The organism is Hyphomicrobiales bacterium (assembly GCA_039989895.1).
GTDB lineage: Bacteria > Pseudomonadota > Alphaproteobacteria > Rhizobiales > JACESI01 > JACESI01.
The window spans coordinates 973566-996599 of sequence record JBDXGY010000006.1 but is presented as its reverse complement, the minus strand read 5'-3'; the positions used below and the strand labels follow the sequence as shown (position 1 = coordinate 996599).

At 46.3% G+C, this 23034-nt stretch carries 16 protein-coding genes; 10 read left to right on the top strand and 6 right to left on the bottom strand.

The features are described 5' to 3' along the window. The first annotated feature begins 73 nt into the window (after window positions 1–73). The 4 genes from ABJ081_11180 to pssA all read left to right on the top strand — a co-directional run bounded on the left by ABJ081_11180 (window position 74) and on the right by pssA (window position 5337). Window positions 74–1645, top strand: a complete 1572-nt coding sequence (locus ABJ081_11180; protein MEP6357233.1) for a LysM peptidoglycan-binding domain-containing protein — start codon at window positions 74–76, stop codon at window positions 1643–1645. A gap of 138 nt (window positions 1646–1783) precedes the next feature. Next, window positions 1784–3730 carry an ABC transporter ATP-binding protein/permease gene (locus ABJ081_11175; protein MEP6357232.1) on the top strand — a complete coding sequence of 649 codons (1947 nt, stop codon included), beginning with the start codon at window positions 1784–1786 and terminating at the stop codon, window positions 3728–3730. A gap of 86 nt (window positions 3731–3816) precedes the next feature. After that, window positions 3817–4515 carry a phosphatidylserine decarboxylase gene (locus ABJ081_11170; GenBank protein MEP6357231.1) on the top strand — a complete coding sequence of 233 codons (699 nt, stop codon included), beginning with the start codon at window positions 3817–3819 and terminating at the stop codon, window positions 4513–4515. A 12-nt stretch (window positions 4516–4527) separates the two neighbouring features. Further along, window positions 4528–5337 carry a CDP-diacylglycerol--serine O-phosphatidyltransferase gene (gene pssA / locus ABJ081_11165; protein ID MEP6357230.1) on the top strand — a complete coding sequence of 270 codons (810 nt, stop codon included), beginning with the start codon at window positions 4528–4530 and terminating at the stop codon, window positions 5335–5337. Window positions 5338–5496: 159 nt separating this feature from the next. Here the strand turns inward: pssA and ABJ081_11160 are convergent, their stop codons facing one another. Genes ABJ081_11160 through ABJ081_11150 form a run of 3 tightly spaced genes read right to left on the bottom strand, consistent with a single transcriptional unit; the run spans window position 5497 to window position 10705 of the window. Next, window positions 5497–9027, bottom strand: a complete 3531-nt coding sequence (locus ABJ081_11160; GenBank protein MEP6357229.1) for an efflux RND transporter permease subunit — start codon at window positions 9025–9027, stop codon at window positions 5497–5499. Further along, window positions 9024–10121 (bottom strand): efflux RND transporter periplasmic adaptor subunit, encoded by a 1098-nt coding sequence (locus ABJ081_11155; protein MEP6357228.1) that lies wholly within the window; start codon window positions 10119–10121, stop codon window positions 9024–9026. Before ABJ081_11155 ends, ABJ081_11160 begins: the two co-directional genes overlap by 4 nt. A 32-nt stretch (window positions 10122–10153) precedes the next feature. Continuing rightward, a complete protein-coding gene (locus ABJ081_11150; GenBank protein MEP6357227.1) occupies window positions 10154–10705 on the bottom strand; it encodes a PadR family transcriptional regulator in 552 nt (183 codons plus the stop codon). A 331-nt stretch (window positions 10706–11036) separates the two neighbouring features. Between ABJ081_11150 and ABJ081_11145 the strand changes: the two genes are divergently transcribed. The 4 genes from ABJ081_11145 (at window position 11037) to ABJ081_11130 (ending at window position 17493) form a co-directional block, all read left to right on the top strand. Beyond that, a complete protein-coding gene (locus ABJ081_11145) occupies window positions 11037–12179 on the top strand; it encodes a hypothetical protein (protein MEP6357226.1) in 1143 nt (380 codons plus the stop codon). A 149-nt stretch (window positions 12180–12328) separates the two neighbouring features. Next, window positions 12329–15298 carry an OmpA family protein gene (locus tag ABJ081_11140; GenBank protein ID MEP6357225.1) on the top strand — a complete coding sequence of 990 codons (2970 nt, stop codon included), beginning with the start codon at window positions 12329–12331 and terminating at the stop codon, window positions 15296–15298. Between the two features lie 123 nt (window positions 15299–15421). Continuing rightward, entirely contained in the window at window positions 15422–16132 is a 711-nt protein-coding gene (locus ABJ081_11135; GenBank protein MEP6357224.1) for a hypothetical protein, read from the top strand. 557 nt (window positions 16133–16689) lie between these two features. Continuing rightward, on the top strand, window positions 16690–17493 hold the full coding sequence (locus ABJ081_11130; protein MEP6357223.1) for a TorF family putative porin: 804 nt from the start codon (window positions 16690–16692) through the stop codon (window positions 17491–17493). 124 nt (window positions 17494–17617) lie between these two features. Here the strand turns inward: ABJ081_11130 and ABJ081_11125 are convergent, their stop codons facing one another. Both ABJ081_11125 and ABJ081_11120 read right to left on the bottom strand, forming a co-directional pair. Next, entirely contained in the window at window positions 17618–18520 is a 903-nt protein-coding gene (locus ABJ081_11125; protein MEP6357222.1) for an alpha/beta hydrolase, read from the bottom strand. An 85-nt stretch (window positions 18521–18605) separates the two neighbouring features. Beyond that, window positions 18606–20711, bottom strand: a complete 2106-nt coding sequence (locus tag ABJ081_11120) for a transglycosylase SLT domain-containing protein (GenBank protein ID MEP6357221.1) — start codon at window positions 20709–20711, stop codon at window positions 18606–18608. A gap of 257 nt (window positions 20712–20968) precedes the next feature. Between ABJ081_11120 and dapA the strand changes: the two genes are divergently transcribed. Together dapA and smpB are read left to right on the top strand one after the other, a co-directional pair. After that, window positions 20969–21847 (top strand): 4-hydroxy-tetrahydrodipicolinate synthase, encoded by an 879-nt coding sequence (gene dapA / locus ABJ081_11115; protein MEP6357220.1) that lies wholly within the window; start codon window positions 20969–20971, stop codon window positions 21845–21847. A gap of 24 nt (window positions 21848–21871) precedes the next feature. After that, window positions 21872–22354 (top strand): SsrA-binding protein SmpB, encoded by a 483-nt coding sequence (gene smpB / locus ABJ081_11110; protein ID MEP6357219.1) that lies wholly within the window; start codon window positions 21872–21874, stop codon window positions 22352–22354. On the opposite strand, the gene ABJ081_11105 is transcribed toward smpB, so the two are convergent. After that, complete coding sequence (locus ABJ081_11105; protein ID MEP6357218.1) at window positions 22351–23025, bottom strand: uracil-DNA glycosylase; 675 nt, start codon at window positions 23023–23025, stop codon at window positions 22351–22353. The genes smpB and ABJ081_11105 overlap by 4 nt on opposite strands. Window positions 23026–23034 lie beyond the last annotated feature (9 nt).

The following is a 23034-nucleotide window of genomic DNA, read 5'->3' as shown; positions in this document are numbered from 1 at the left end:
TTTGAGAATATTACAAACGCGACTAAAAACTTCTTAGGTATGAACTTGGGTGGAGTAAAGTCAGGTTATCGACATGAAAAATTATCGTGTACATTTATCAGTATTGGCGGCTTTTTCTGTAGCGTTATTTGGTTATTTTTATTTTGGTGGTTTTGGATTACAAAACTCATCTGTTGAGACCTCATCATTGGTTGATCCTGTAACGAAGCGAAGCGGAGATTCCAGTACTGATACGACGCAAAGAGGCGCATCACAAAAAGCTTCTAGGCCTAATGTTGAACGAGAACGTACTTCACCTGATACTGCAGCACAAAGGGAGCCAGCGCCGAAAGATGTTGCCGCGCTAGAGGGGCTTGGAGGGATTGAAGATAATTCAGATAGCCCTAGTTTCGATGTTGTTCGAGTCGAGCAAACAGGCGAGACATTAATCGCAGGGCAGGCCGCGCCAAATTCAAAAGTTCTTATTGAGAAAAATGGCGAAGTCATTGCTGAAACAACGGCCGATGCCGCGGGTGCTTTTGTCGCTTTACCTCTTGATGCGATCAAGGGCGAAAACAATCAAGTTGTTATTCGATCTGTAGATGCGGATGGAACCGAGAATGTTTCTAACCAGAGTGTCGCAATTGGCGTGCCGGAAAAGGGTGAACCATTGGTTGCCTTGGTGGAGCCGGGCAAGGCGATTGAAATTCTTCAAAAACCAAAAGCCCAACAACTGGCAAAAGTTGAGCCACCAAAAGAGGTAATATCAAGGAACACCGAAAGTGATGACGGCAACTTGGTTGAGGAGGCTTCTTCACTGACAGAAAGTAAGAGGGCTAGAGAATTGGCAAAAGAGGCACTTGTGGCCAAATTGGAAACTAATTCTGTCGCCAACGAGGTGCGAGAGAGTGTGAATGTGCCATCACAAACTGCTGAGGAAACCAGGCGTGTGGCCCGACTTTTAAAACCGGATGAGTTCGCGGATGAAGATGTTTCAAGTCCGGCAGATAGCACTGTTCGTTCCGATAGTTCGTCAGAGGATGAGGGCGGGAATAAACAGCCAAAAGATAAGCTCGTGGAAGACACAATCGCGAATGAAAAGCGCGACAACGCAGCCTCCGCACCTAGTGAGGCACTAGATGAAGCAGCTTCAAAAGTAGAAAAAGAAACAGCCCCCAAACCACAAGCACCAACAGTTTCCGTTGAAGCTGTTGAGGTGGATGGTGACAAGGTCTTTATTGCTGGCGAAGGAAAAGCAGGCAGCTCCGTGCGAGTCTATATTGATAGTCTATCTATCGGAGATGTGAAGGTGGGTCAGAATGGTCGCTGGCTATTTGAAGATAAACAGGCTGTAGGGCCTGGTGAACATACAATTCGCGTAGATCAAATAACGACATCAACCGGAAGTGTTAGTGCTCGTGCCGAAGTTCCTTTTGTGGTCGAGGACTTAACATTATCCGACCTTGCTAATGCTGGGAGTAATACGGTCATCATTCGGCGCAACGATAACTTGTGGACGATTGCCCAACGCCTTTATGGGGATGGACTGAAGTTTACAGCGATTTACGAACAAAATCGCAATCAAATTAGAGATCCAAATCTTATATTTCCAGGTCAGACATTTACTTTGCCCGCTGAAGGGAGCAAGGCTGCATCTCAAAACTAAACGTCGCTTTAGCCTATACGTGTGATTGACTAGGCCGCAGTTTCTCTTATCTAGCTAATAAGATGTAAGATCGAACTAAAGTGACTTAGCGCTCATACGGCAGCACGGTGAACCTTTGCAGAAATTTCAGGGATATTCATGAGATCAATCCAGCCTGCAAATGATAAGGCGGATATTAACGCTTCAAAAAACCAAGACCACGCGCCTAAAATTAAGGCCGATGGTAGTGATTATCATACCATAAAGAACCTGTGGCCCTATATCTGGCCGTCAGACAGGAAAGACCTGCAATGGCGTGTGGCTGTTGCGATGGTGTATCTTGTCATCGGCAAGATCATAACGGTTCTGACACCCTATACCTACAAATGGACAACTGATGCGCTGGTGGGTGAGGGTGATCAACCGGATTTTCTGCCAGTTTGGCTGGCCGTTCCGGTTATGCTCGTGGTGGCTTATGGTCTAACGCGCGTCCTTGCGATGGTTTTCAACCAAATCAGAGATGCTTATTTTGCGCGTGTTGGGCAACATGCCGTGCGGCGGTTATCTCAAAGAACATTCAGACATATGCACAAGCTGTCGCTGCGCTTTCATTTGCAAAGACGCACTGGTGGCTTATCCAGAATTATTGAACGTGGCGTCAAAGGCATCGAGTCTATTGTTCGGTTCAGCATTCTATCTGGCTTCCCTACGCTCCTTGAGTTTGCTTTTATGGCTGCCGTTTTCGCGTGGCAATTCGGTTTTTCTTATGTGGCAATTCTTGGCCTCATGGTTTGGTGCTACACGTGGTTTACTGTGCGCGCTAGCAATTGGCGTATCAATATTCGCCGTGAAATGAACAACTCTGATACAGATGCCAACACCAAAGCGATTGATTCATTGTTGAATTTCGAGACGGTGAAATATTTTGGCAATGAAGATATGGAGGCAGAGCGCTTTGATCGCTCTATGGCTCAATATGAGAGCGCTGCCGTGCGCGTTTGGACATCACTCGCGTGGTTGAATATCGGCCAGACGGTCATTTTGTCCATCGGAATGGCGGCTTGCATGATTTTATCAGCATTGGCCGTGCAAAATGGGACGCAGACGATTGGTGACTTTGTCATGATCAATGCGCTGCTTATTCAACTTGCTATACCGCTTAATTTCATAGGATTTGTCTATCGCGAAATCAAACAGGGGTTGACCGATATAGAAGAAATGTTCGCGCTTTTGGAAGTTGATGCAGAAATCAAAGATGATCCGGACGCCAAAAAATTGGAAGTGACTGATGGGGCCATTCGATTTGAAAATGTTGTCTTTTCCTATGATCCTGATCGCCCAATTCTGAAGGGTATCGATTTTGACGTGCCTGCTGGTCATACGGTCGCGATTGTTGGCCCTTCTGGTGCAGGAAAATCAACCATCTCTCGGCTTTTATTTAGGTTTTATGATGTCACCAGCGGGCGCGTCATGATTGACGGGCAAGATGTGCGTGATGTGACACAAAAATCCTTGCGCGCGACTATTGGTATGGTGCCGCAGGATACCGTGCTTTTCAATGATACAATAGCTTACAATATCCGTTACGGGCGCATTGATGCGAGTGAAGAAGAGGTTGTTGAGGCGGGGCGCATGGCGCAGATCTCTGATTTTATCGAGGCACTGCCTCAAGGTTTTGCAACAGAAGTGGGGGAGCGTGGGTTGAAGCTTTCTGGCGGTGAGAAACAGCGTGTTGCAATCGCTCGAACGATCTTGAAGGCGCCACCTATTTTGCTGCTTGATGAGGCCACATCCGCGCTTGATACGCACACAGAGCGAGAAATACAATCAGCCCTTGATGTGGTTTCCCAAAACCGCACAACGCTTGTTATTGCCCACAGGCTGTCAACAGTGATTGAGGCCGATGAGATTATTGTTTTGAAAGAAGGTGAAATCGCTGAGCGCGGCAAACATAGCGAGCTTTTGGATAATGGCGGCCTTTATGCTTCTATGTGGGATCGACAGCGAGAAGCGTCTGAGGCTGAAGAGCGTTTGCGGGCCGTGCATGAAAATGACGCAGGCTTTGTGACGCGAGGTACAAAGGCTGACGAATTGATTAAGCGATAGTCTTCGCGGATGAAAGCATCTTCGCTCTTTTCATTTGAGGCATTTGGTGTCAGAACACTTTAAAAGCCATAGCATAAAGTCATTCCATGTCAGTTATAGATTCTGTTCGCTCCGCTCTCGTTCCTATACATAAAGAGGGATATAAATTCATAGCCATTGCAGCCATTGCTTCTTTTGCTTTGAGCTTCTTTTGGGAGCCGTTGCTTTGGGTCGGTTTAATTATAACCGCATGGGTTGCCTATTTCTTCCGTGATCCACCAAGAGTAACACCGCTAGACAGTTCGCTTGTTGTTAGTCCTGCGGATGGGCGCATCAGTCTCATTGGTTATGCTGTGCCTCCTGTTGAGCTAGGTCTTGGGGACGCACAGATGATGCGAGTGTGTGTATTTATGAATGTTTTTAACTGCCATGTGAACCGCGCACCGATTACGGGAACAATAAAGAAAATAGCCTATAAAAAAGGTCTGTTCCTCAATGCTGACCTGGACAAAGCCAGTGAAGACAATGAGCGCAATGGTTTGGTGATTGAAGGGGAGCATGGCACAATTGGGGTGGTTCAGATCGCAGGTCTCGTGGCGCGGCGCATTGTTTGCTGGGCGAATGAGGATGCGTCAATTTCAGCGGGCGAACGTTTTGGCCTGATTAGATTTGGATCGAGATTGGATGTATATCTTCCCGAAGGAGCGCATCCGGATGTTTATATTGGTCAAATCATGACAGCGGGCGAGAGTGTTGTGGCACGGTTTGGCGAGAAGCCAGAAGCCCGCACAGTTCGTGTAGATTAAGGGACTTTCCGTATGGAAACCGGTTTTCAGCCTTTAGACCCAACCAATGATAAGCGGCAGCGTAAGCGTCGCCAAATTCCTTATCGCGTGATCGCGCCAAATCTGGTGACCTTGTTAGGACTTTGTGCAGGTCTAACGGCCATTCGCATGGCGATTGAGGGGCGTATGGAGCTTGCGGTGAGCTTACTTGTGGTTGCTGCTGCTCTTGATGGCATTGATGGTCGGCTGGCGCGTTTTCTTAAAGGGTCGTCGAAATTTGGAGCTGAACTGGATTCGCTGACTGATTTTGTCAGTTTTGGTGTGGCGCCCGCTATTTTGCTCTTTATGTGGGGGTTGCAAGATTTCAGATCAATTGGTTGGATCGCTAGTTTGATTTTTGCCATTTGCGCAGCTTTGCGCCTAGCACGATTTAATGCTGCTATGGAAAAAACCAGCCAGCCGGCATGGCACGCACGCTTTTTTACTGGCGTGCCAGCTCCCTCCGGTGCTCTCATTGGTATGCTGCCGATTTACTTGTCGTTTCTTGGGTTTCCAGCGAATGACATCATACAGGGTCCTGTGATCTTATATGTCATTACGATTGGATTACTGATGGTCAGTAGTGTTCCAACCTATTCAGGCAAGACCTTTGGTCGCGGTGTGCCATCTGAATGGGTGGTTCCGATGATTATCGGTGTTGTCATGTTGGTCGCGCTTCTTGTCACCTATACTTGGTGGTTCTTGACGATAGGTACAGTGCTCTATCTCATCTTTATACCCATCAGCTGGCGATCATATCGACGGCTGGCAAAAGCACGCGGCTTGGGCGCATCTGAGGACTGATTTTAGATCAGGGGAATAAAGGGCACGCCGCAGGCACTTAGTAAAAAAGGCAAGCTCAATAGTATTCCGGTTTTTATGAATATCATCATGTTAGACGTTCCCACATTGTGATCGTTAAGAGCAAAATGGAGTGGTCTGAGTGATTCTACAACCATATTATTATTCTGCGGCATCTGACATTGATTGAGGGAAGGCGGTTATTTTTGCTGGTTGCCGTTCTTGTTGTGTCTCATCTACATCAGCCTTGGTATCAACTTTGGATGGGTGAGCCGTAAAAGAACGAAAAAAGTTTTTTACACTACTGATAATATTCGCAAAATTCAGAGGCACCGCCAGCATCGTTGGAATAAGAATGAGAGTGAGCAAGGTTGAAAAAGCTAATCCGAAGATAATGGCGGTAGAGAGTTGAACCCACCAGATTGATGTGATGCCGCCGATTGAGATCACTTGTTGGAAGAAGTTCAAATTGATCTGCGTCGCCATGGGTATCAAACCAGCAATGGTGGTGATTGTAGTCAGCAGGATAGGGCGCAGTCTCTGGGCTGCGGTTTTGACGATTGCATCATGAACATCAACGCCATCAGCCCGCATGCGGTTATAAGTATCCAGTAGAACGATGGCATTATTCACAACAATACCAGCCAATGCGATGATGCCTGTGCCGCTCATGATGATCGAAAATTTTTGGCCGGTTATCATCATGCCAATCAAGGCACCAAACACGGCTAGAATGACAGTCATGAGCGTCAAAATGGTTTGATAAAAGCTGTTAAACTGGGTGAGCAAAATAAGGAACATCAAGAACAGCGAACCGATCATTGCCTTGACTAGGAATTCACCAGATTCTTTTTGCTCTTCATCTGCACCACGAAAACGAAATTGAATAGCTTCATCCCATGTTTGGTCTTTGAGCCAGCTGTCGACTTCTTTTACCATGTCGTCTGGCACCATGGCGCGTCCGTCAAATTGTGCGCCGTTTACCAAATTGGCTTTCAGGTCCATGGCATAAAGGCCGTCACGTCGGGTGATCGAGGAGACTTTTGGTTTTGCCTCGCGCTTGATAAAATTGGAGATAGGCACGAGGCCGCTTGGGGTGCGCAGCTTTAGTTCATCAAGTTTGGAGAGCGTGCGTTGACGTTCTGGAAGCCGCACACGAATATCCACCTCTTCATCACTATCATCAGGTCTGTAGGTGCCGATGAGAACACCATTTGTCACCAATTGAACCATGCTGCCAATGGCCGCAACGGTTGCATTGTGGCGGGCTGCTTGTTCCCGATCAATCGTCAATTCCCATGTAGTGCCGGGTAGAGGGCGGCTATCTTCTGTGTCTTGCAGCTCATTACGGCTATCAAGATAGGTGCGTATTGTACTGACGGCGTCGACCATCTTGCCGTAGTCTGTGGATTTGACCTCAAGGCGTAAATCTTTGCCTGTTGGTGGGCCACCTTCGATTTTCTTTGGCTCCACTTTAATGCCTGGCAATTGCCGTGTTTTTTCACGAATTTGAGATTCTATCCAGATCCATGTGGGGCGCACTTTGTAGTCATCCAGCTCAAGCGATATTTCGCCTATAGCATCATTGGGCTTGTCTTGGATTTCAGCAACGCCGCTGCCGGAACCTGAGCCGTTGGTGCCCGTAGGTGAGGTGGCTGTGGTTACCGCGCTACGGATGCCGGGGATGTCGAGAATGATTGTTTCAACTTCACCCACAATATCACTGGCCTCTTTAGCAGAAAGGTTGCCACGGGCTGAGACAAAAACAATCGTGTTGTCCGGCTCTTCGTCAACGAAGAACTGAACACCACTAAAATGGGTCTGAAGGAAAAATATGGTCGCGCCACACAGTCCGATGGTGATGAGGATAACAAAAATATTGCCTATTAAATTGTTAGCAAGCCTATTGATGGTGCGAGCATAAAGACCGGTGAACCCTCGCAGTTGCCTGACGTCAAGTGGTGTATCGCCTGAAAGTAGAGTGGCATTGTGATCTATTTTAGGTTTGGTGTCGGTTCGATTGTTTGACCAGCGTGCAAAAGGAAACACTAGAGCGCCGACAAGAATGCCAACCATCGCGCTGATAACAATTTGCGCAATATTGATGAACTGTGCATCAAAATAGCCACTCAGCAATTGCGCACTCACCGTATAAAACAGTGCACCAGTAACAAAAGCTGCAATGGCAGATATGATTATAACTGCATTACGCCCAACAATACTGAAGATCTCGCCAAGTAGGGCACCTGACGCTGGTAGGAAAACCATGGCTGTGAGAAGAGAGGCCGATAACACAATGATGACCATGACCGGCAGATAGCTCATAAATTCGCCGGTAACATCAGGCCAAAATAAAAGCGGCAGGAAGGCTGCAAGTGTTGTCGCTGTCGAAGATACGATCGGCCAGAACATGAGTTTTGCCGCACGAATGTAAGCGTCATTATGGCTCATGCCTTCCGACATTTTGCGATCGGCATATTCTGTCATCACAATGGCGCCGTCCACAAGAAGGCCGACGGTTAGCACAAGGCCGAACATCACCATTATATTGACCGTGTAGCCAATCAGACCAAGAATAAGAAAGCCGACCATGAAGGACAGTGGAATTGAAAAGCCGACCAAGAGTGAGGATTTAACACCCAAGGTTAGCACAACCACGATCATGACAAGAAAAATCGCGGTCAGAATTGAGGCTTCAAGAGAGCCAAGTACTTCATAGATGAAACCTGACTTATCGAGAACAAAATCGACTTCAATCGATTCCGGCCAGTCTTTTGTGAAATTTTCAACAACCGCGCGGACTTCTTTGTTGTTGGCGATGATGTTTTGGCCAATACGTTTGACCACTGCGATCGCGATGGCAGGCTTGCCGTTCACCCGTGTTACGCTGCTTGCGTCTTTGAATGTTCGGCGCAGTTCTGCCACATCGCCCAATGTGATGACTGCTTCACCAACCTGACGGATAGGGATTTGGTTGACATTGGCCACATCTTCGACAAGCCCTGGTACTTTGAGAGCAAAACGGCCACCGTCGCTATCAAGAAAACCACCTTCTACCAGCTGATTGTTGGCGGTAACAGCGATGAGGAGTTCAGATTGATTGATCGAATAAGATTCTAATTTTTCAAGATCAATGACAACCTCAAGCAGTTCTTCACGTTCCCCTAAAAGATTAGCCTCGCGCACAGTGTTGATTGCTTCAATCTCATCTTGCAGGCGATTGGCGAGGCGGTGCAGCGTTCGCTCAGGCACATTGCCAGAAAGAGTGACAAAGATTGTTGGTTGAAGAGAGAAATTAGTTTCTGTGATGAGCGGTTCTTCCGCATTGGGTGGAAAGTCTGCCTGTGCCTGATCAACCTTATCGCGAACGTCGGCAAGGGCCTTGTCTTTGTCGAAGTCGACATTAAATTCCATTGTGACTGATGCGCCGCCTTCAAAGGCAACAGCGATGATTTCTTCAAGTCCATCAACACCGCGCAGTTCTGTCTCTAAGGGGCGAACCAGCAGGCGCTCTGCATCTTGCGGTGAGATGCCTTGTTGGACCACTTGAATGGTAAATATGGGAACATCGATGTCAGGGTTGGCTTCTTTGGGAATTGATTTGTAGACCAATATGCCAGCGATAAGCATCGCCAGCATCATTGTTATAACGGTTTTTGGACGCCGAAGAATAGCTTCCAGTGCATCAATCATTGTGAGACCTTTGCGGTTTTAAGCACGGCTTCCACCTTTTGACCTGTCGCGACATATTCTTGGCCTCGGGTAATGATTTTGGCGGTGTCGGGAAGGCCCGCAACCCACATGCCATCACGCGTGTCATTTAAAATTGTTACGGGTATAAAACTCACTATACCATCGGTGCCTACCGTTCGGGCACCCAATTGACCGGCATCATTCAAGGTCAAGGCGGACGCAGGAATGAGATGAGCGGTGTCACCTGGCAAATCGATCTTGGCTACGGCTGTCACTCCGTCACGTATTTTACTATCGCTGTTTGGGACTGCAATTTCGATGCGAAATGTTCTTGTTTCAATATTGGCGGAAGGGGAGATAAAGATAATTTCTCCTGTAACAGCTTCACCAGTGACCGTGTGCACATGGGCTTCATCACCTACATGAATGCGACCAATGAAGCGCTCGGAAACTTCAGCAATCATGTTCATTGTATCGGGTCGCATAATATTAGCGCAAATATCACCGACCTGCAGCATATCACCTACATTAGCAAAAGGGTCTTGGATAACGCCGTCGATTGGTGCTCTGATTTGGGTATGCTCAAGTTCAATTTCTGCCGCTTTCATTGCCGCTGTTGCAGCATCGACCAATGCTTTATCCTGTATGACACGTGATTTTGTCGCAAAGCCACCTTTGATCAATTTTTGGGCTGAGGTATAATCGATCTTGGCTTTTTCTAGTTCTGCCGTTCTTTGGTGCACCATCGCTTCACGGGCACCAACATTAAGCGTACAAATAAGATCGCCTTGCGCAACGCTATCACCTTTTTTGACATGGCGCGTGTTCAGGAGGCCGGTCATTTCAGAGCGAATGGCCACTTTGTCTCTAGCTTCCGTGCTGCCCCGCACTTCGATGGTGCTGATATGTTGAGTAGCGTTGAATATTTCGGCCTGTACGCGAAACAGCTTTGTTTCTTTTTTATCAAGACGCTCTGTGATGGTTGCTGGCCGCGCATCACTGCGTCCGCCTTCAATGATATCACCGGATAACATCCATCCGGCGACACCTGCTGTTAAGCCTGCTGCTATGAGATAGGATATTGGTATTGGCATTGTTCTTTTCTCTGCTTCGTGATTAGGAGGAATTATTCGGCAGCTTGTATTGTTGGTGTATTGGTTCCCGCGTGCGCTTCAAGCTCGTCACGGGTTTTGGATAAATGCCTGAGAGAATTTTCCATGCAATCCATGCCATAGCTTGTGGCCCAACGAATGCCTGCGGTGCTGTGCTTATTTTCCACGAATCCCTTGAGAAGGTCTATTTCACCTTCAAGATGTTTAACCCGTGTTTCAATGGCTTTTGTAACAACCTCTTTAGGTAAAAATTCGGCACACATTGCTACCATTAAAAATTCTGAACGGTAAACATCTTTTGCCGGTGTCTCATAGAGGCTTTCAAGAAAGTGGCTGCGACCGGCATCTGTAATGGAATAAACCTTCCTATTGGGTTTGCCAGTGATCGTCTCTTCGCGAAATGTTACAAGTCCGTCTGTTTCAAGCCGGGTGAGGGCGGGATAAATCGAGCCAAAGCTAGCATCGACAAAATGACTGTAGCGGCCCTCCGTTGACATTTTACGGATTTCATAACCAGTTGCTTCTTCGAAATAGAGAATAGCAAGACAAAGAGTTTTTACATTCATGGTGTTCCAGCTTTCATTGTATGTCGTATGCCAGCTTTTATTGTTGGTTCTAGAGTAAGTGCCGACCAGCGGTATGCTCAATAGGTATATATTGTTTATATATATATCGATTAGATACATACAAGTGGCGCTCGGTATTTTGTTTATTTTTAGGCCCCTGGTATATGAATGATGTTGTATAAATAAATTATATCAGTCTCCCATATTGGAATTACAAATAACCGCTTGAGGATTTGTGGTATTTATCGCTAGATTGTGATGAGTAGGTGAGGAAATAGTAGCGTTATATTGTAATTAAGCGTTGCATTTCTACGTTCTTTGGGGGGCGTTCTTGTTGCGTGCGATAGCTATTTGCTGCATATTTGTTGCATCCTTCGTTGTGCCCTCCAATACTCATGCTTCATCGGATTGCACGCGCTACGGGCTTGGTTTTAAGGGGCTATTGGATACCAGCACTTGCTTTGATATCAGCAGTTACATTCGTGGCGAATTGGTTATTAATGATCCTGACAATCCTGATTCAGTCCCAGATGGCGCTGAGTTCAATGCTCGAGTGCGATCGGAGGTGAAGATCCTGCGTGAGACAGAGATTGGAACGCTGGGCGCTTTTATACGTTTTCAGGCGGATTACGATCCAGAAATTTTTGATGACTTACTGGCTGGAGTAACAAGCGAAGATTTCGCTGTTGGTCTTGATGCGTTTGAGATTAGTCTTCATCGCAAGAATAGTGACTGGCAAGTTGGAGAGATCGAAAACGCCGGTGCGGTTTTCTTATCAGATGGATTTACTGATAGAGGAACTGAAAGTCTTGATGCACGCACTGGACTTGGTGGCAGTTATCAGCGGGTAATTTGGGATACTAAGGTTCGCTTTTCCATCAATGACCCTCGTGAAAGCACGGATGCAATACCGGTCAGTCCGAATTTTGGCATTGGGGCCTCACGTAAAGTAGGTCCGTTGGTTTTGGGTGCGGGTGCGGCCTTAATCAACGTCGACGATGTGTCATCTATATCAACGTCATTTGGAACACCACGCTTAAGCGGGCCGGTCATTTTAAGCTCGCGCGCTACATTTGGTTTCGGTCTTGGCTTCGATGTAAAATATGAGGGAGAAGCTTTAAAAACTTTCGCAGGCATAACCTATACGAAAAATGCTGCGAATGATGTTATTTTTTCGTTTTCAGACGGTTTTGACGCTGTATCTTTTTACGCAGGATTGAGTAAGAAAATTTCTCAGAATTTAACATTCAACACTGATGTTTCTTATGTAACTGCAGTTGAAGATGGGTTGCGAGATTTAAATGGATTTGAGGCTGCTATTAACTTGACTTGGCAACCGATTGCTAATTGGTTCTTGCTGGGTGAAATTGGCCTCGATAGTGTTGATGATTTTGGTGCAGGGGAAGATTTCTTTTTTAACAATGATAAGAATAACACTGTTGATTTTCTATTTCAGGTGAGGCGAGATTTTTAAGTTGAACTTTCAAGCCGTGTGACAATTTAGGGTTGCATTATGGTTGTGCTCGCATTAACAGTTAGTTAAGGGTATGGCGAATGTTGTTTGCACCGTCCTTTGAAGAAGAATTGGAATTTGTGCAGTATTAGTTAGGGGAATTAGGTTAAATGTGGAATTATCGTCCTTCGGCTTGGGTATGGCCAGGTATTTTTGTTGTTGGTTTGTTGACCGTGGTTGCAATGCTCTTCAAGGCTGGACCGATAGAACGTGATCTAACTGAAAGAGCGTTAAACAATCTTTCTAACCAGCATTCATGGGCTAAGGTTGAGCTTGATGGCCGTAACCTTGAACTTTCTGGACTTGCTCCAAGTAAAGCCGATCAAGATAGCGCTGTAGCAGCTGCTGATGGTGCTTTTTTTAATCGCGAAAGTGGTACGTGGGGCGTTCGGGTCGTGGATGGCACTGGTGTTAAACAGTTGTCGGTTCAATCACCTTATGCCTTTAATGCAGAGCGTAAAGACAATGTCGTGCGTTTATCAGGAAGCATTCCAGCAGAAAGCATGCGCTCGGGATTGGTCGAGAAAGCATTGTCCACTGTTCCTGGAGCAACCGTAAAAGATGATTTGACTCTTGCGTCTGGCGCACCTGAAAAATTTGGCGATAAAGCAAATTTTGCAATTGGTCTCCTTAAGGACACGAGTGAAGGCAAAGCTTCAATAAGTGATTCAAATTTAGATCTTACGGCTCGAGTGGAAGATGCGCAGATTTCTAAAGCACTGCAATTGAAATTAAATCCGACGATTTCCAATGGCTTGATTGCTCGCAACATAAAAATCGATGCTCCAGAGCCTAAGGTTGCTGTGGTTGCACCACCTGCTGCCAAGGTTATTCCAGCGCCGCCAGTTCCTGTTGACTATGCAATTAGTATGGAAAAGACATCTTCTGGCGTGCATTTGGGTGGTTTTGCGTTATCTGAAGAAATGCGCAAGAATTTGGTTGATAGCGCAAATAAACTCGATGCTGGTACGGTTACCGAAGACCTGAAAATCAGTGATTCCGCGCCGCAAGAATACTCAGCGCTAGGGGGTTATGGAATTGGTCTCTTGTCACAGCTGAATAGCGGCTCTGTTAAAGCGGATGGAAAACAAGTTTCCATCACAGGAGTTGCTCCAAACCCTACGGTCTTGGATAAAGTTAAAAGTGATATTCAGGATTTGCCGGGTGGTTTGTCGCTGAAGTCTGCTGATCTGTCTGTGGTGAATGTAACGCCTTACATATTCTCAGCGATCAAGAATAGTTCTCAAGTTATACTGAACGGCAATGTGCCTTCGCAAACCGCTAGAGATGGATTGTTGGCACAAGCAAAAAACCAAGGCTTTGATGATGTGGTTGACAAGATGAAAATCTCAGCTGGTGCACCAGCAGGGTTTGAAGGGTCTTCGAATTATGCTGTTAAGATGCTATCACATTTTAGCGACGGATCAGCATTGGTTTCTGATGATAGGATTGTCGTAGATGGTTCTGCAGCAACACTTGATTCTTATGATGCCGCTAATATCGCATTAAAGACGCCGCCTGAAGGATTCAATATTATCTCTAGTAATTTGGATTTGCCGGTTGTTTCACCTTATACATGGAGAGCATCGTTGAAAGATGATGTGGTCACAGCATCTGGTCTTATGCCCGATGCAGAAAGCCAAGCGGCTGTTAAACCTGCTTTGGATTCTTTAGCTCTCGGTGGACCAGTAGTCGACAATACGCGTCTCGCAGATGGTAATCCTGAAGGGCTTGTTTGGTCCGATGGTGCACAATTTGGTACTCGCATATTGCGGGATCTAAAGTCTGGTACAGCATCCATCAGTGACGGGGTTTTATCAGTATACGGTAAAGCAGCGACACCAGCTAGTTATGAAGCTGCTATAGCGTCGACTAAAGGTACGTTGCCTGCAGGCTTAGTACTAGGTGATGTTGAGATAGATTTACCGGTTGTTTCGCCTTATGTCTGGAGAGCATCGTTGAAAGATGATGTGGTAACAGCGTCTGGGTTTATGCCTGATGCTGATAGTCAAGCAGCGGTTAGATCTGCTTTGGATTCTTTGGCTCTCGGTGGACCAGTAGTCGACAAAACGCGTCTCGCAGATGGTAATCCTGGAGGGCTTGTTTGGTCCGATGGTGCACAATTTGGTACTCGCATATTGCGGGATCTAAAGTCTGGTACAGCATCCATCAATGAAGGGGTTTTATCGGTATACGGTAAAGCAGCGACACCAGCCAGTTATGATGCTGCTATAGCGTCGACTAAAGGTACGTTGCCTGCGGGCTTAGTACTAGGTGATGTTGATATAGAACGACCTACTGCTTCTCCTTTCAAAATTGCCGGACGTCAGAACGGTGAGACAGTTTGGATCAAGGGTTATGTTCCTAGCGCAGCAAGCGGTCAAAAGATTGTCGACAATGCTAAAGGTAACTTTGGTGGAGCGCTCGGTGGCGCTGATTTGACAATTGCAAATGGTGCACCTGGTGGTTTTGATGATGCAGCCAAGGTTGCTGTGCTATCTTTGAGTAAATTATCCAAAGGATCATTTGAGATAGTCGATAAACAAGCAACATTATGGGGTATTGTGCCTGTTGAAGGTTCGCTTGAGGGAGTTCAGTCGCAGTTTGAAAAAGGTATGCCTGCAGGATTCAGTGCTGAGGCAATCTTGACGCAAACACTGCCACCTCCACCAGTGGAACCTGAACCAGCACCTGCACCTGTTGCAAAAAAGCCAGAAGCATGTAGCGCCAGCGTTATTTCTGCCGTGACAAACAATACCATCAATTTCCAGTCCGGTCGGGCAACGATTTTGTCGGAAAGCTTTGGATTGCTTGATAATATTGCAGAACTAGTGATTAGTTGTCCTACTGCACGCTTTGAAGTGGCTGGTCATACAGATTCAGACGGTTCAGATGCATCCAATCAAAGATTGAGTGTTGCGCGTGCAGAAGCGGTTGCTGAGTACCTAACGCGTGCAGGGGTGGACACTAGTCGTCTAGTCGCTGTAGGCTTCGGTGAAAGTAAGCCGATTGCTGGTAATGATACAAAAGAAAATAAAGCGCTTAATCGGCGCATAGAATTTAATCTTATTGCAGAATAAGTAGGGGGAACTATGGACTATTTAATTTCACAATTGTGGTTGTTTTTATTGCTGGCTTTCATCGCAGGTTTGGTGGTTGGCTGGTACACATGCAAACCAAAAGCGGTATAAGGAGTACATTTAATGTTCATGTTAGTAATACAATCACTTCTTCTCATTGCTTTGGCATATTTGATCGGCTGCCTGTTGGGTTGTCTTTTAAAACGGATTTTCGGCAGCACACCGGAACCACGTTATGTACCGGCAGCTAAACCAGTGGCCAAAACGAATATGGCTCCAGCAGCCGCAGCAGCAACAGCAGTTGCAGCAACAGCAGCTGTTGCTACAAGGGCGCCAGCTTCTAAACCAAAGGCTGCACCGAAGCCTAAACCAAAAGCTGCACCGAAGCCTAAACCAAAAGCTAAGCCAGTTAAGCTGACAGCAGCTCAATTGAAAAAAGAAGAAGCTGAAGCAAATGCAAAACTTGCAGCTCTACCAAAAGGCGCAAGCGCAGCTGACAAAGCGAATGCGGTTGGTAAGAAGCCACGTGGTTTGCCTAGTGCACGCGCGGGCGGGGCGGATGACTTGAAGCTTATCAAAGGTGTCGGCAAGGTTATTGAGGGTAAGCTCAATGCAGAAGGCATTTGGCATTTTGATCAGATATCAAAATGGGGCCGTCCTGAGATTCAATGGTTTGATGCATTCTTATCTTTTAAAGGCCGGATTGACCGCGATGAGTGGATCAAACAGGCTGGCATTTTGGCCAAAGGTGGCACGACCGAGTTTTCTAAACGCGCAGCAAAAGGCGAGGTTGCCTCTTCTGCCGGTGGCGCATCGAAGAAAAAGAAAAAATAAAAGACGCTCTCAAAGTGGATATTGGAAGCCCGGCTTAACAGCCGGGCTTTTTTGTTATGAAAGTTTCGGTGAGCTACTTAAAGCATCATACGCGGCCAGCATTTTCGAGATTGATAAGCCTAGGTATCTATATATTTAGATCGCACCAAAGATACTAATTAACCATTTGTTACGCATAACATTATGACTTTATATTATGTGTAAACTTGTTTTAGGTTAACTTAACGATGGAATCAAAGTCGTTGCATTAAGGATTCAATGCGGTTGAGTCTGGATAGGTTTATCTGAAGATATAATTCGAGCAAGAAGCGTGCATTAGAGGGACTAAAAAATAGGCAAAAGCATAATTATGAGTCAGCGAAAACCTAATCTGAAGTATTTTTGCAACTGTTTTTTGGTTGTTGGAGGTTTCTTCAAAAAACATAGGGAAATGTAGATTGTATTATTCAATTTTCCCTTATTGTTAGCGACATATCTCGACAATGGCTTGATCGAATATCACCTAAGGAAATCGAAGCCTCCCCCTTCGATTGAACGCACATTCAAGGACATCCAAGATGGATAAATTCAAAACATATTTGCTATCAACATTTCTCGTGTTGGGTTTCGCAACAGCAGGTCATGCTGCTGACTTAGAAGCAGTTGCAACAGAAGCAGCACCAGAAGCAGAAGAAAAATCATTCTTACCTGGTTCGTTTTCTGCATCTGCAGGTTTCTACACTGATTATCGCTTCCGTGGTCTTTCGCAAACAGATGAGGAAGCCGCTGTTCAAGGTACTATTGAATGGTCAGTAGACACACCTGTAGAGGGTGTAAGCCTGACACTTGGTGCTTTTGGCTCGAACATTAACTTCACACCAAATACTGGTGCTCCAGATGATGGATCAATTGAAATTGACTATTATGGTTCTTTGTCTGGTGAGTATAATGGCATTGGTTGGAGTGTTGGCGGTATTTATTACCAATATCCAGATGCGTCTAATTCATTGAACCAAGATTTCTTCGAGTTCACATTAGGCACGAGCTACAGCATCACAGATGATTTTGGTGTTGCACTAGACTACGCCTTCTCACCTGAATTTTTTGGTGACACTGGCGAAGCTCATAACGTAAGAGGCAGTGCTTCTTATAACCTATCATTTATTCCTTCGCCTTTTCCACTCAGCTTAGCTGGCGGCTTAGGCTATCAAGAGTTTGAAGGCGATGGTGATTATTTCTATTGGGATATTGGGCTATCAGCTGAAATCCATAAGAACGTATCTCTAAGTGTTCAGTATATTGACACTGACACGGAGCTTGTTTTCGAAGACAGAGATATTGCTGATTCAACTGTTGTTGGTTCTATTTCTGTAAGCTTCTAAAGTTCACATTAAGTCCAAAAAATAAAATCGGCCTTGGCATATGCTAGGGCCGATTTTTTATGCCTATTGCTAGCATTATGTACAGTTTCGTCCAGTATGCGACCGTGCGAAAATTCAAAGAATTTTAATGCTGGTTTTGATCTAAATTAGCGAGCAGAGTTTTAATCTCATAGACCACGGCATCATTCATCAAATTGGGTACATGCCCCTCATCAGGAACTGTGATGCTGCGCATTGTCGGGTGAGCTCGGTCCATTGTTTCAAGTGCTTCTTGCGACAATAAATCGGAATTTCCACCTCTGATAACGAGCATAGGCTTAGAGCGTAGTGCCATGAATTGCGGCCATAAATTTGGTGGGGGGTCATCCGCCGATATGGTTGAAAGCGTTTTGGCAAGGGCAGGGTCAAAATCAATTTTAGGCAAACCGTCTTGATTTTTGAATGTTAAACGCGCCGCTCGGTTCCAGTCGTTGGCTGTATAATTTGGGAAACTGCTTTTATGGATAGAGCGCAAAATGTCAGCAGCATCATCCCAACTGCGAGGGAGTGGCATATGCGAGACATAATTTTTAATTTTTAAAAGACCGGTAACATCAATCTGCGGGCCTATGTCATGCAGAATAACGCCGGAAATTATACCTGGTCGCATCGTGCTGAGAAGCATGGCGATGATACCGCCACGCGAGGTGCCCAATATGGCGACATCTTTGAGGCCAGCGGCGACAATTGCATTCAACACATCTTGAGCTTCGGTGAGTATATTATAGTTTGTCCAGTTGCGGTCATAATCAGAGCGGCCACGTCCGCGGTAGTCCAGCGCTAAAACGCGACGGGGCGCTTTTTCGTCTAGGCTGAGTAATGCTGCGATTGCTTCAAAATCACGCGTTGAGCGGGTGAGGCCTGGTAAGCAGACAAGTGGAACATTCTCAGATAAACGATCACCATAATCGACCCCACAAATGGTTAGATCATCCATTGTACGGAATGAAAATTCACGCCAAATATCGCTGTTATTAGTCGAAAGCACGAGAAATCCTTATGAGAGGAATATTTAGGGGAAAGTCATATTGTAATGATAAAGCAAGAACAAGCCAAAAGACTATGCTGTTCCCTTAAGACGGTATGCCGCCATTTAAATCGCGTCGAATAGTCAAGGGAGCATTTTCAAGACGGTGACGATAAACTTGATAGTTTTCCATCACGCGCTGTACATAATTGCGGGTTTCGGAAAACGGAATAGCCTCTACCCAGTCAACGGCATCAATTGCATTCTTACGTGGGTCACCAAAACGGGTAATCCATTCGCTTGAACGACGCGGGCCAGCGTTATATCCAACAAAGGCTAGGGGATATGAACCGCCAAAGCGTTCAATCAGCGAGCTTAAAAATGCGGTGCCAAGCCGTGCATTATATCCAGCATCACGAGTCAGTAGTTCGGGCTTAAAAGGTATGCCGATAGAGCGGGCTGTCTGTTTAGCAGTTCCTGGCAAAAGTTGCATCAAACCACGCGCATCAGCATGGCTGACTATTGCTTTATTGAAGGCGCTTTCTTGGCGCGCAATAGCATAGGCCAGCGCTTTTTTGTTGTTGGATATGCGGGCGCTTTTGGGGATAGCGCCAAGTGGGAAAGCGAGCCTTTGTACCGCTATCCCACGGCCAGTGGCTATTTTCCCTATTTGCAGTGAGATGCGATACAGTTTGTTTTTGTCTGCCAGTGAGGCCAGCAATGTTAATTCTGCCGGACTTGTCAGGGTTTGTGCAAGATGGCGATAGAAGATGCTGGTGCGTCCCGTTTGTCCTGCTTCATTGAGCCGCTTTATAACCTTTACAAAGCCATTGGCGTTAAAGCTAAGCTTGGCGCTATCTGTCGCGGGCAGGCGTGGCAGTCTGATGGAATTGTGCCCCATTGCTTGAAGGGCTAGCTGGCCATAGTAGGTATGCGCATAACGACCTGCCGCTTTGTAATGATTGATCTCTTGAGTTCTGTTGCCAGATGCTTGATATGCTCGTGCCATCCAGTATAGCGCTCTTGATTGTGATAGTGGTCTGCTGGAGATTTGTTGAATGGCTTTAAAATGCTGTAAGGCAGCAGATGGATTATTCAAGAAGCGTAGTGCATACCAGCCGCTATGAAACTCAGCATCTACCCTTGAAACAGCACGTTTGGCAGCATGATTTGAGGCGATGTTATAGGCAAATTTTGGATGACCTGCTTCAAGCACTTTGCGCGAAACAATGCGGCGTTCAATCCACCATTCATCGGGATCAACCAATACGTTTTTTGCTGTGGGGGCAGCCATCATCACTTTTGCGGCTTCGAGCCATTTATCGGCCCGCCGAAGGTGTTGTACCTTTGCAAAGAAATAACCCGGCTCCCGTTTGGCGCTTGCGGGTAAATTGGCAAGAAGCTGACCTGCTTTGGATTGTTTTCTAATAACTGCAACACGCGCCTTCGTGAGTGCTTGGTCAGATTTTGAAAGACGTGGCAAAAGTCTAAGTGCGCCATTGGCACGTTCATCATAGAGCAGTCGTTCTGCTCGTGCTTTATGATGGCGCTGACTGAGGAGGGTGCCATATTGATTGAGGATTTGACGCTCGAGTACCGCTGTAAAGTTCTGACTTACCCAGTAATCACGGATAAGTACGGCTGCGCGATTGCGATCTCCAGCGTTGAGAAAGGATTGCACCTGAAGCAATTTTCCTTCCTCACTGGAAGGGCGTGCGGGTAGGGCGCGGGCCACAGAGCCGTTAGCACGCCCTGCTTTCACAAGTGTGTTTTCTTGTGCAAGCGCCATGGTTGCTTGGCCCGGCCAGTTTGCGATTTTTTTCTGGGTGTTGCGTAATGTCTCGTGAGAGTAACCGCGCGATGATGTTGTCGCAATCATCCATTGTGCAATCTTAATGTCCAGTGGATGAGAAAGTTGTGCTTTTAGTTTAAGAGCGAGATCTCCGTCTTTTCGATCGAATGCATCGAAGAATGATTTTAGCTGTTGAACCGAGGCGCCATTGGTCGGTCGGACAGCAAAAGTACTCGATGTTGATGCTTGGGTGGTTAGGCTATTTGTTCGCGTGAGATCGGTGAATACAGGCTTTTGCTTTGGAATAGGTGTAAGGGTGGTCGCCAAGCCAATTGATGCTGGCACCACGAACAGCATAGATATGCAGCTGGTTTTTAATAGTGTTAAACCAGCTTGAAAAAACATACGCGAACTAAGCATTATCATCACTCATCTTTATTTTAGCTAACCCCTTATGTTGAATTTCACCTAAACTGATTAAGATAATATGCAGCTTGTCATTTACGGCGCAGAAAAAAAGTATATGAAAGGATCATTGCTTGCGCAGGAGCTTGTCGCCGTTGTCGCTAGTAAATGTCACTGGCAAACTTTGTTATTTGCTGCGATGAAGGCAATAGTGTGTTTTCGAGTGAGGCACATGTTTGAATGAGAGAAGTGTGATTGAGCAGATGGATACTATGATACAAGGGTCAATGCCGGCGTTGGTGACGCCATTTATCAATGGTGAACTTGACGAGGCTGGGTTTGCAAAATTTGTCGAATGGCAAATATCTGAAGGCTCTCACGGGCTGGTGCCTGTTGGTACGACCGGTGAGTCTCCCACATTGTCTCATAAAGAACATAAACGCTTGGTTGAAATCTGCGTCGAAACCGCGAATAAACGCGTGCCAGTTGTTGCAGGTGCCGGTTCTAATAATACAGAAGAAGCGATTGATTTGACGCGTCACGCCCAAGAGGTTGGCGCTGATGCAGCCCTGATCGTGACACCCTACTATAACAAACCGGACCAACGCGGACTTTATGCGCATTTCAAAGCAATCTGCGATGCAGTGGAAATTCCTATTATCATTTACAATATTCCGCCGCGCAGTATCGTTGATATGTCGGTTGATACAATGGCGCAGCTTTTCAATGATTGCGAGAATGTGATTGGTGTGAAAGATGCCACCGGCGATCTGGGGAGGGTTTCACTTCAACGCGCAGCCATGGGTGAGACGTTCATTCAGTTGTCAGGCGAAGATATTACGGCATTGGGCTATAACGCCCATGGAGGGCGCGGATGCATTTCTGTAACCGCCAATATTGCACCACGTTTGTGTGCTGAATTTCAAACGGCAACGCTTGAGGGGCGCTTTGAGGATGCATTAGCAATTCAAGACCGCTTGACCCCGCTGCATGAAGCTTTGTTCATTCAACCAAACCCTAGTGGTCCTAAATATGCTTTGTCAAAACTTGGCATACTGTCTGATGAAGTGCGCTTGCCAATGGTTGGTGTATCGGATGAAGTCAAGAATATCATAGATGATGCTTTGGCGTATGCTGGGTTGCTCACTTAACTGATTGGGCTCATGGGCTAAAAAATGGGCAAGAAAAAAGCTAGTTCTAAAACGACGAACCGCATTGCTGCTGATAATCGCAAAGCGCGCTACAACTATGAAATTGTAGACACATTTGAAGCTGGCATTATGCTGACTGGAACAGAGGTGAAATCTCTGCGTAACGGGCAGGCGATGATTGCCGAATCCTATGCCAACCATGAAGGCGGTGAGCTTTGGTTGATCAATGCCCATATTCCGGAATATCTGGAAGGCAACCGTTTTAACCACCAACCTCGCCGCCGCCGAAAATTGCTCCTTCATCGTAAGCAAATCGAAAAACTAAGCGCATCCGTTCAGCGTGACGGGATGACACTGATAGCGCTTAAGCTCTATTTCAATGAAAAGGGCAGGGCGAAGGTGGAAATCGGTCTGGGCAAGGGTAAGAAATTACACGATAAACGTGAGACTGAGAAAAGACGAGATTGGGGCCGTGAAAAGTCACGGTTGCTTCGAGATCGCGGCTAACTAAGCTTTGTGCGTACCTTTTTGAAGACATCATCAAACATCGCACTTGTCAGTCGTCCAGTATTGGTATTGTAGCGCGAGCAGTGATAACTGTCGAAAATCAAAAAACCATTTATCAATTCATGAACCGCGCCATGGGCAAAAGGGTGAGCCTTTAGCGGAATAGAAAAATTTCGCAATAATGTATCATGAGCAATGCGTCCTAAAACGATAAAGCCTTTGAGATTGGGGTGGGCGTTGATTGTATTTTGTAAAAATGGCCGGCAGGTTTTGATTTCTTCCGGCGTTGGCTTGTTTTGTGGGGGTACACAGCGCACAGCATTCGTGATTGTAATGTCATGCAGGGTCAAGCCGTCGTCAGCGCGCTTGTCATAGGTACCGCTGGAAAAGCCAAATTTTTCCAGTGTTTCATAAAGAAGATCTCCAGCAAAATCACCAGTGAAAGGGCGTCCGGTCCTATTCGCGCCCTTCATGCCGGGAGCCAAACCTACAATCATGATACGAGCTTTTATATCACCGAAGGTTGGGACAGGGCCGTTAAACCAGTCGGATTCTTTGCTTCGTTGGTTCTCTATGAATGTTGCAAGCCTTGGGCAACGCTGGCAATTATAGTTTGGATCGGTTTGCTTGATAGCTATTGCATCTGGCTGTGTTTGAGATTGTTTAGCCATGAAAGCCGC

Coding starts and splice junctions, on each gene's coding strand:
- ABJ081_11180 (MEP6357233.1), top strand. CDS start 74: ATGAAAAATTATCGTGTACATTTATCAGTATTGGCGGCTTTTTCTGTA.
- dapA (MEP6357220.1), top strand. CDS start 20,969: ATGATACAAGGGTCAATGCCGGCGTTGGTGACGCCATTTATCAATGGT.
- ABJ081_11160 (MEP6357229.1), bottom strand. CDS start 9,027: ATGATTGATGCACTGGAAGCTATTCTTCGGCGTCCAAAAACCGTTATA.
- ABJ081_11170 (MEP6357231.1), top strand. CDS start 3,817: ATGTCAGTTATAGATTCTGTTCGCTCCGCTCTCGTTCCTATACATAAA.
- ABJ081_11150 (MEP6357227.1), bottom strand. CDS start 10,705: ATGAATGTAAAAACTCTTTGTCTTGCTATTCTCTATTTCGAAGAAGCA.
- smpB (MEP6357219.1), top strand. CDS start 21,872: ATGGGCAAGAAAAAAGCTAGTTCTAAAACGACGAACCGCATTGCTGCT.
- ABJ081_11175 (MEP6357232.1), top strand. CDS start 1,784: ATGAGATCAATCCAGCCTGCAAATGATAAGGCGGATATTAACGCTTCA.
- ABJ081_11135 (MEP6357224.1), top strand. CDS start 15,422: ATGTTCATGTTAGTAATACAATCACTTCTTCTCATTGCTTTGGCATAT.
- ABJ081_11120 (MEP6357221.1), bottom strand. CDS start 20,711: ATGCTTAGTTCGCGTATGTTTTTTCAAGCTGGTTTAACACTATTAAAA.
- ABJ081_11140 (MEP6357225.1), top strand. CDS start 12,329: ATGTGGAATTATCGTCCTTCGGCTTGGGTATGGCCAGGTATTTTTGTT.
- ABJ081_11155 (MEP6357228.1), bottom strand. CDS start 10,121: ATGCCAATACCAATATCCTATCTCATAGCAGCAGGCTTAACAGCAGGT.
- ABJ081_11130 (MEP6357223.1), top strand. CDS start 16,690: ATGGATAAATTCAAAACATATTTGCTATCAACATTTCTCGTGTTGGGT.
- pssA (MEP6357230.1), top strand. CDS start 4,528: ATGGAAACCGGTTTTCAGCCTTTAGACCCAACCAATGATAAGCGGCAG.
- ABJ081_11105 (MEP6357218.1), bottom strand. CDS start 23,025: ATGGCTAAACAATCTCAAACACAGCCAGATGCAATAGCTATCAAGCAA.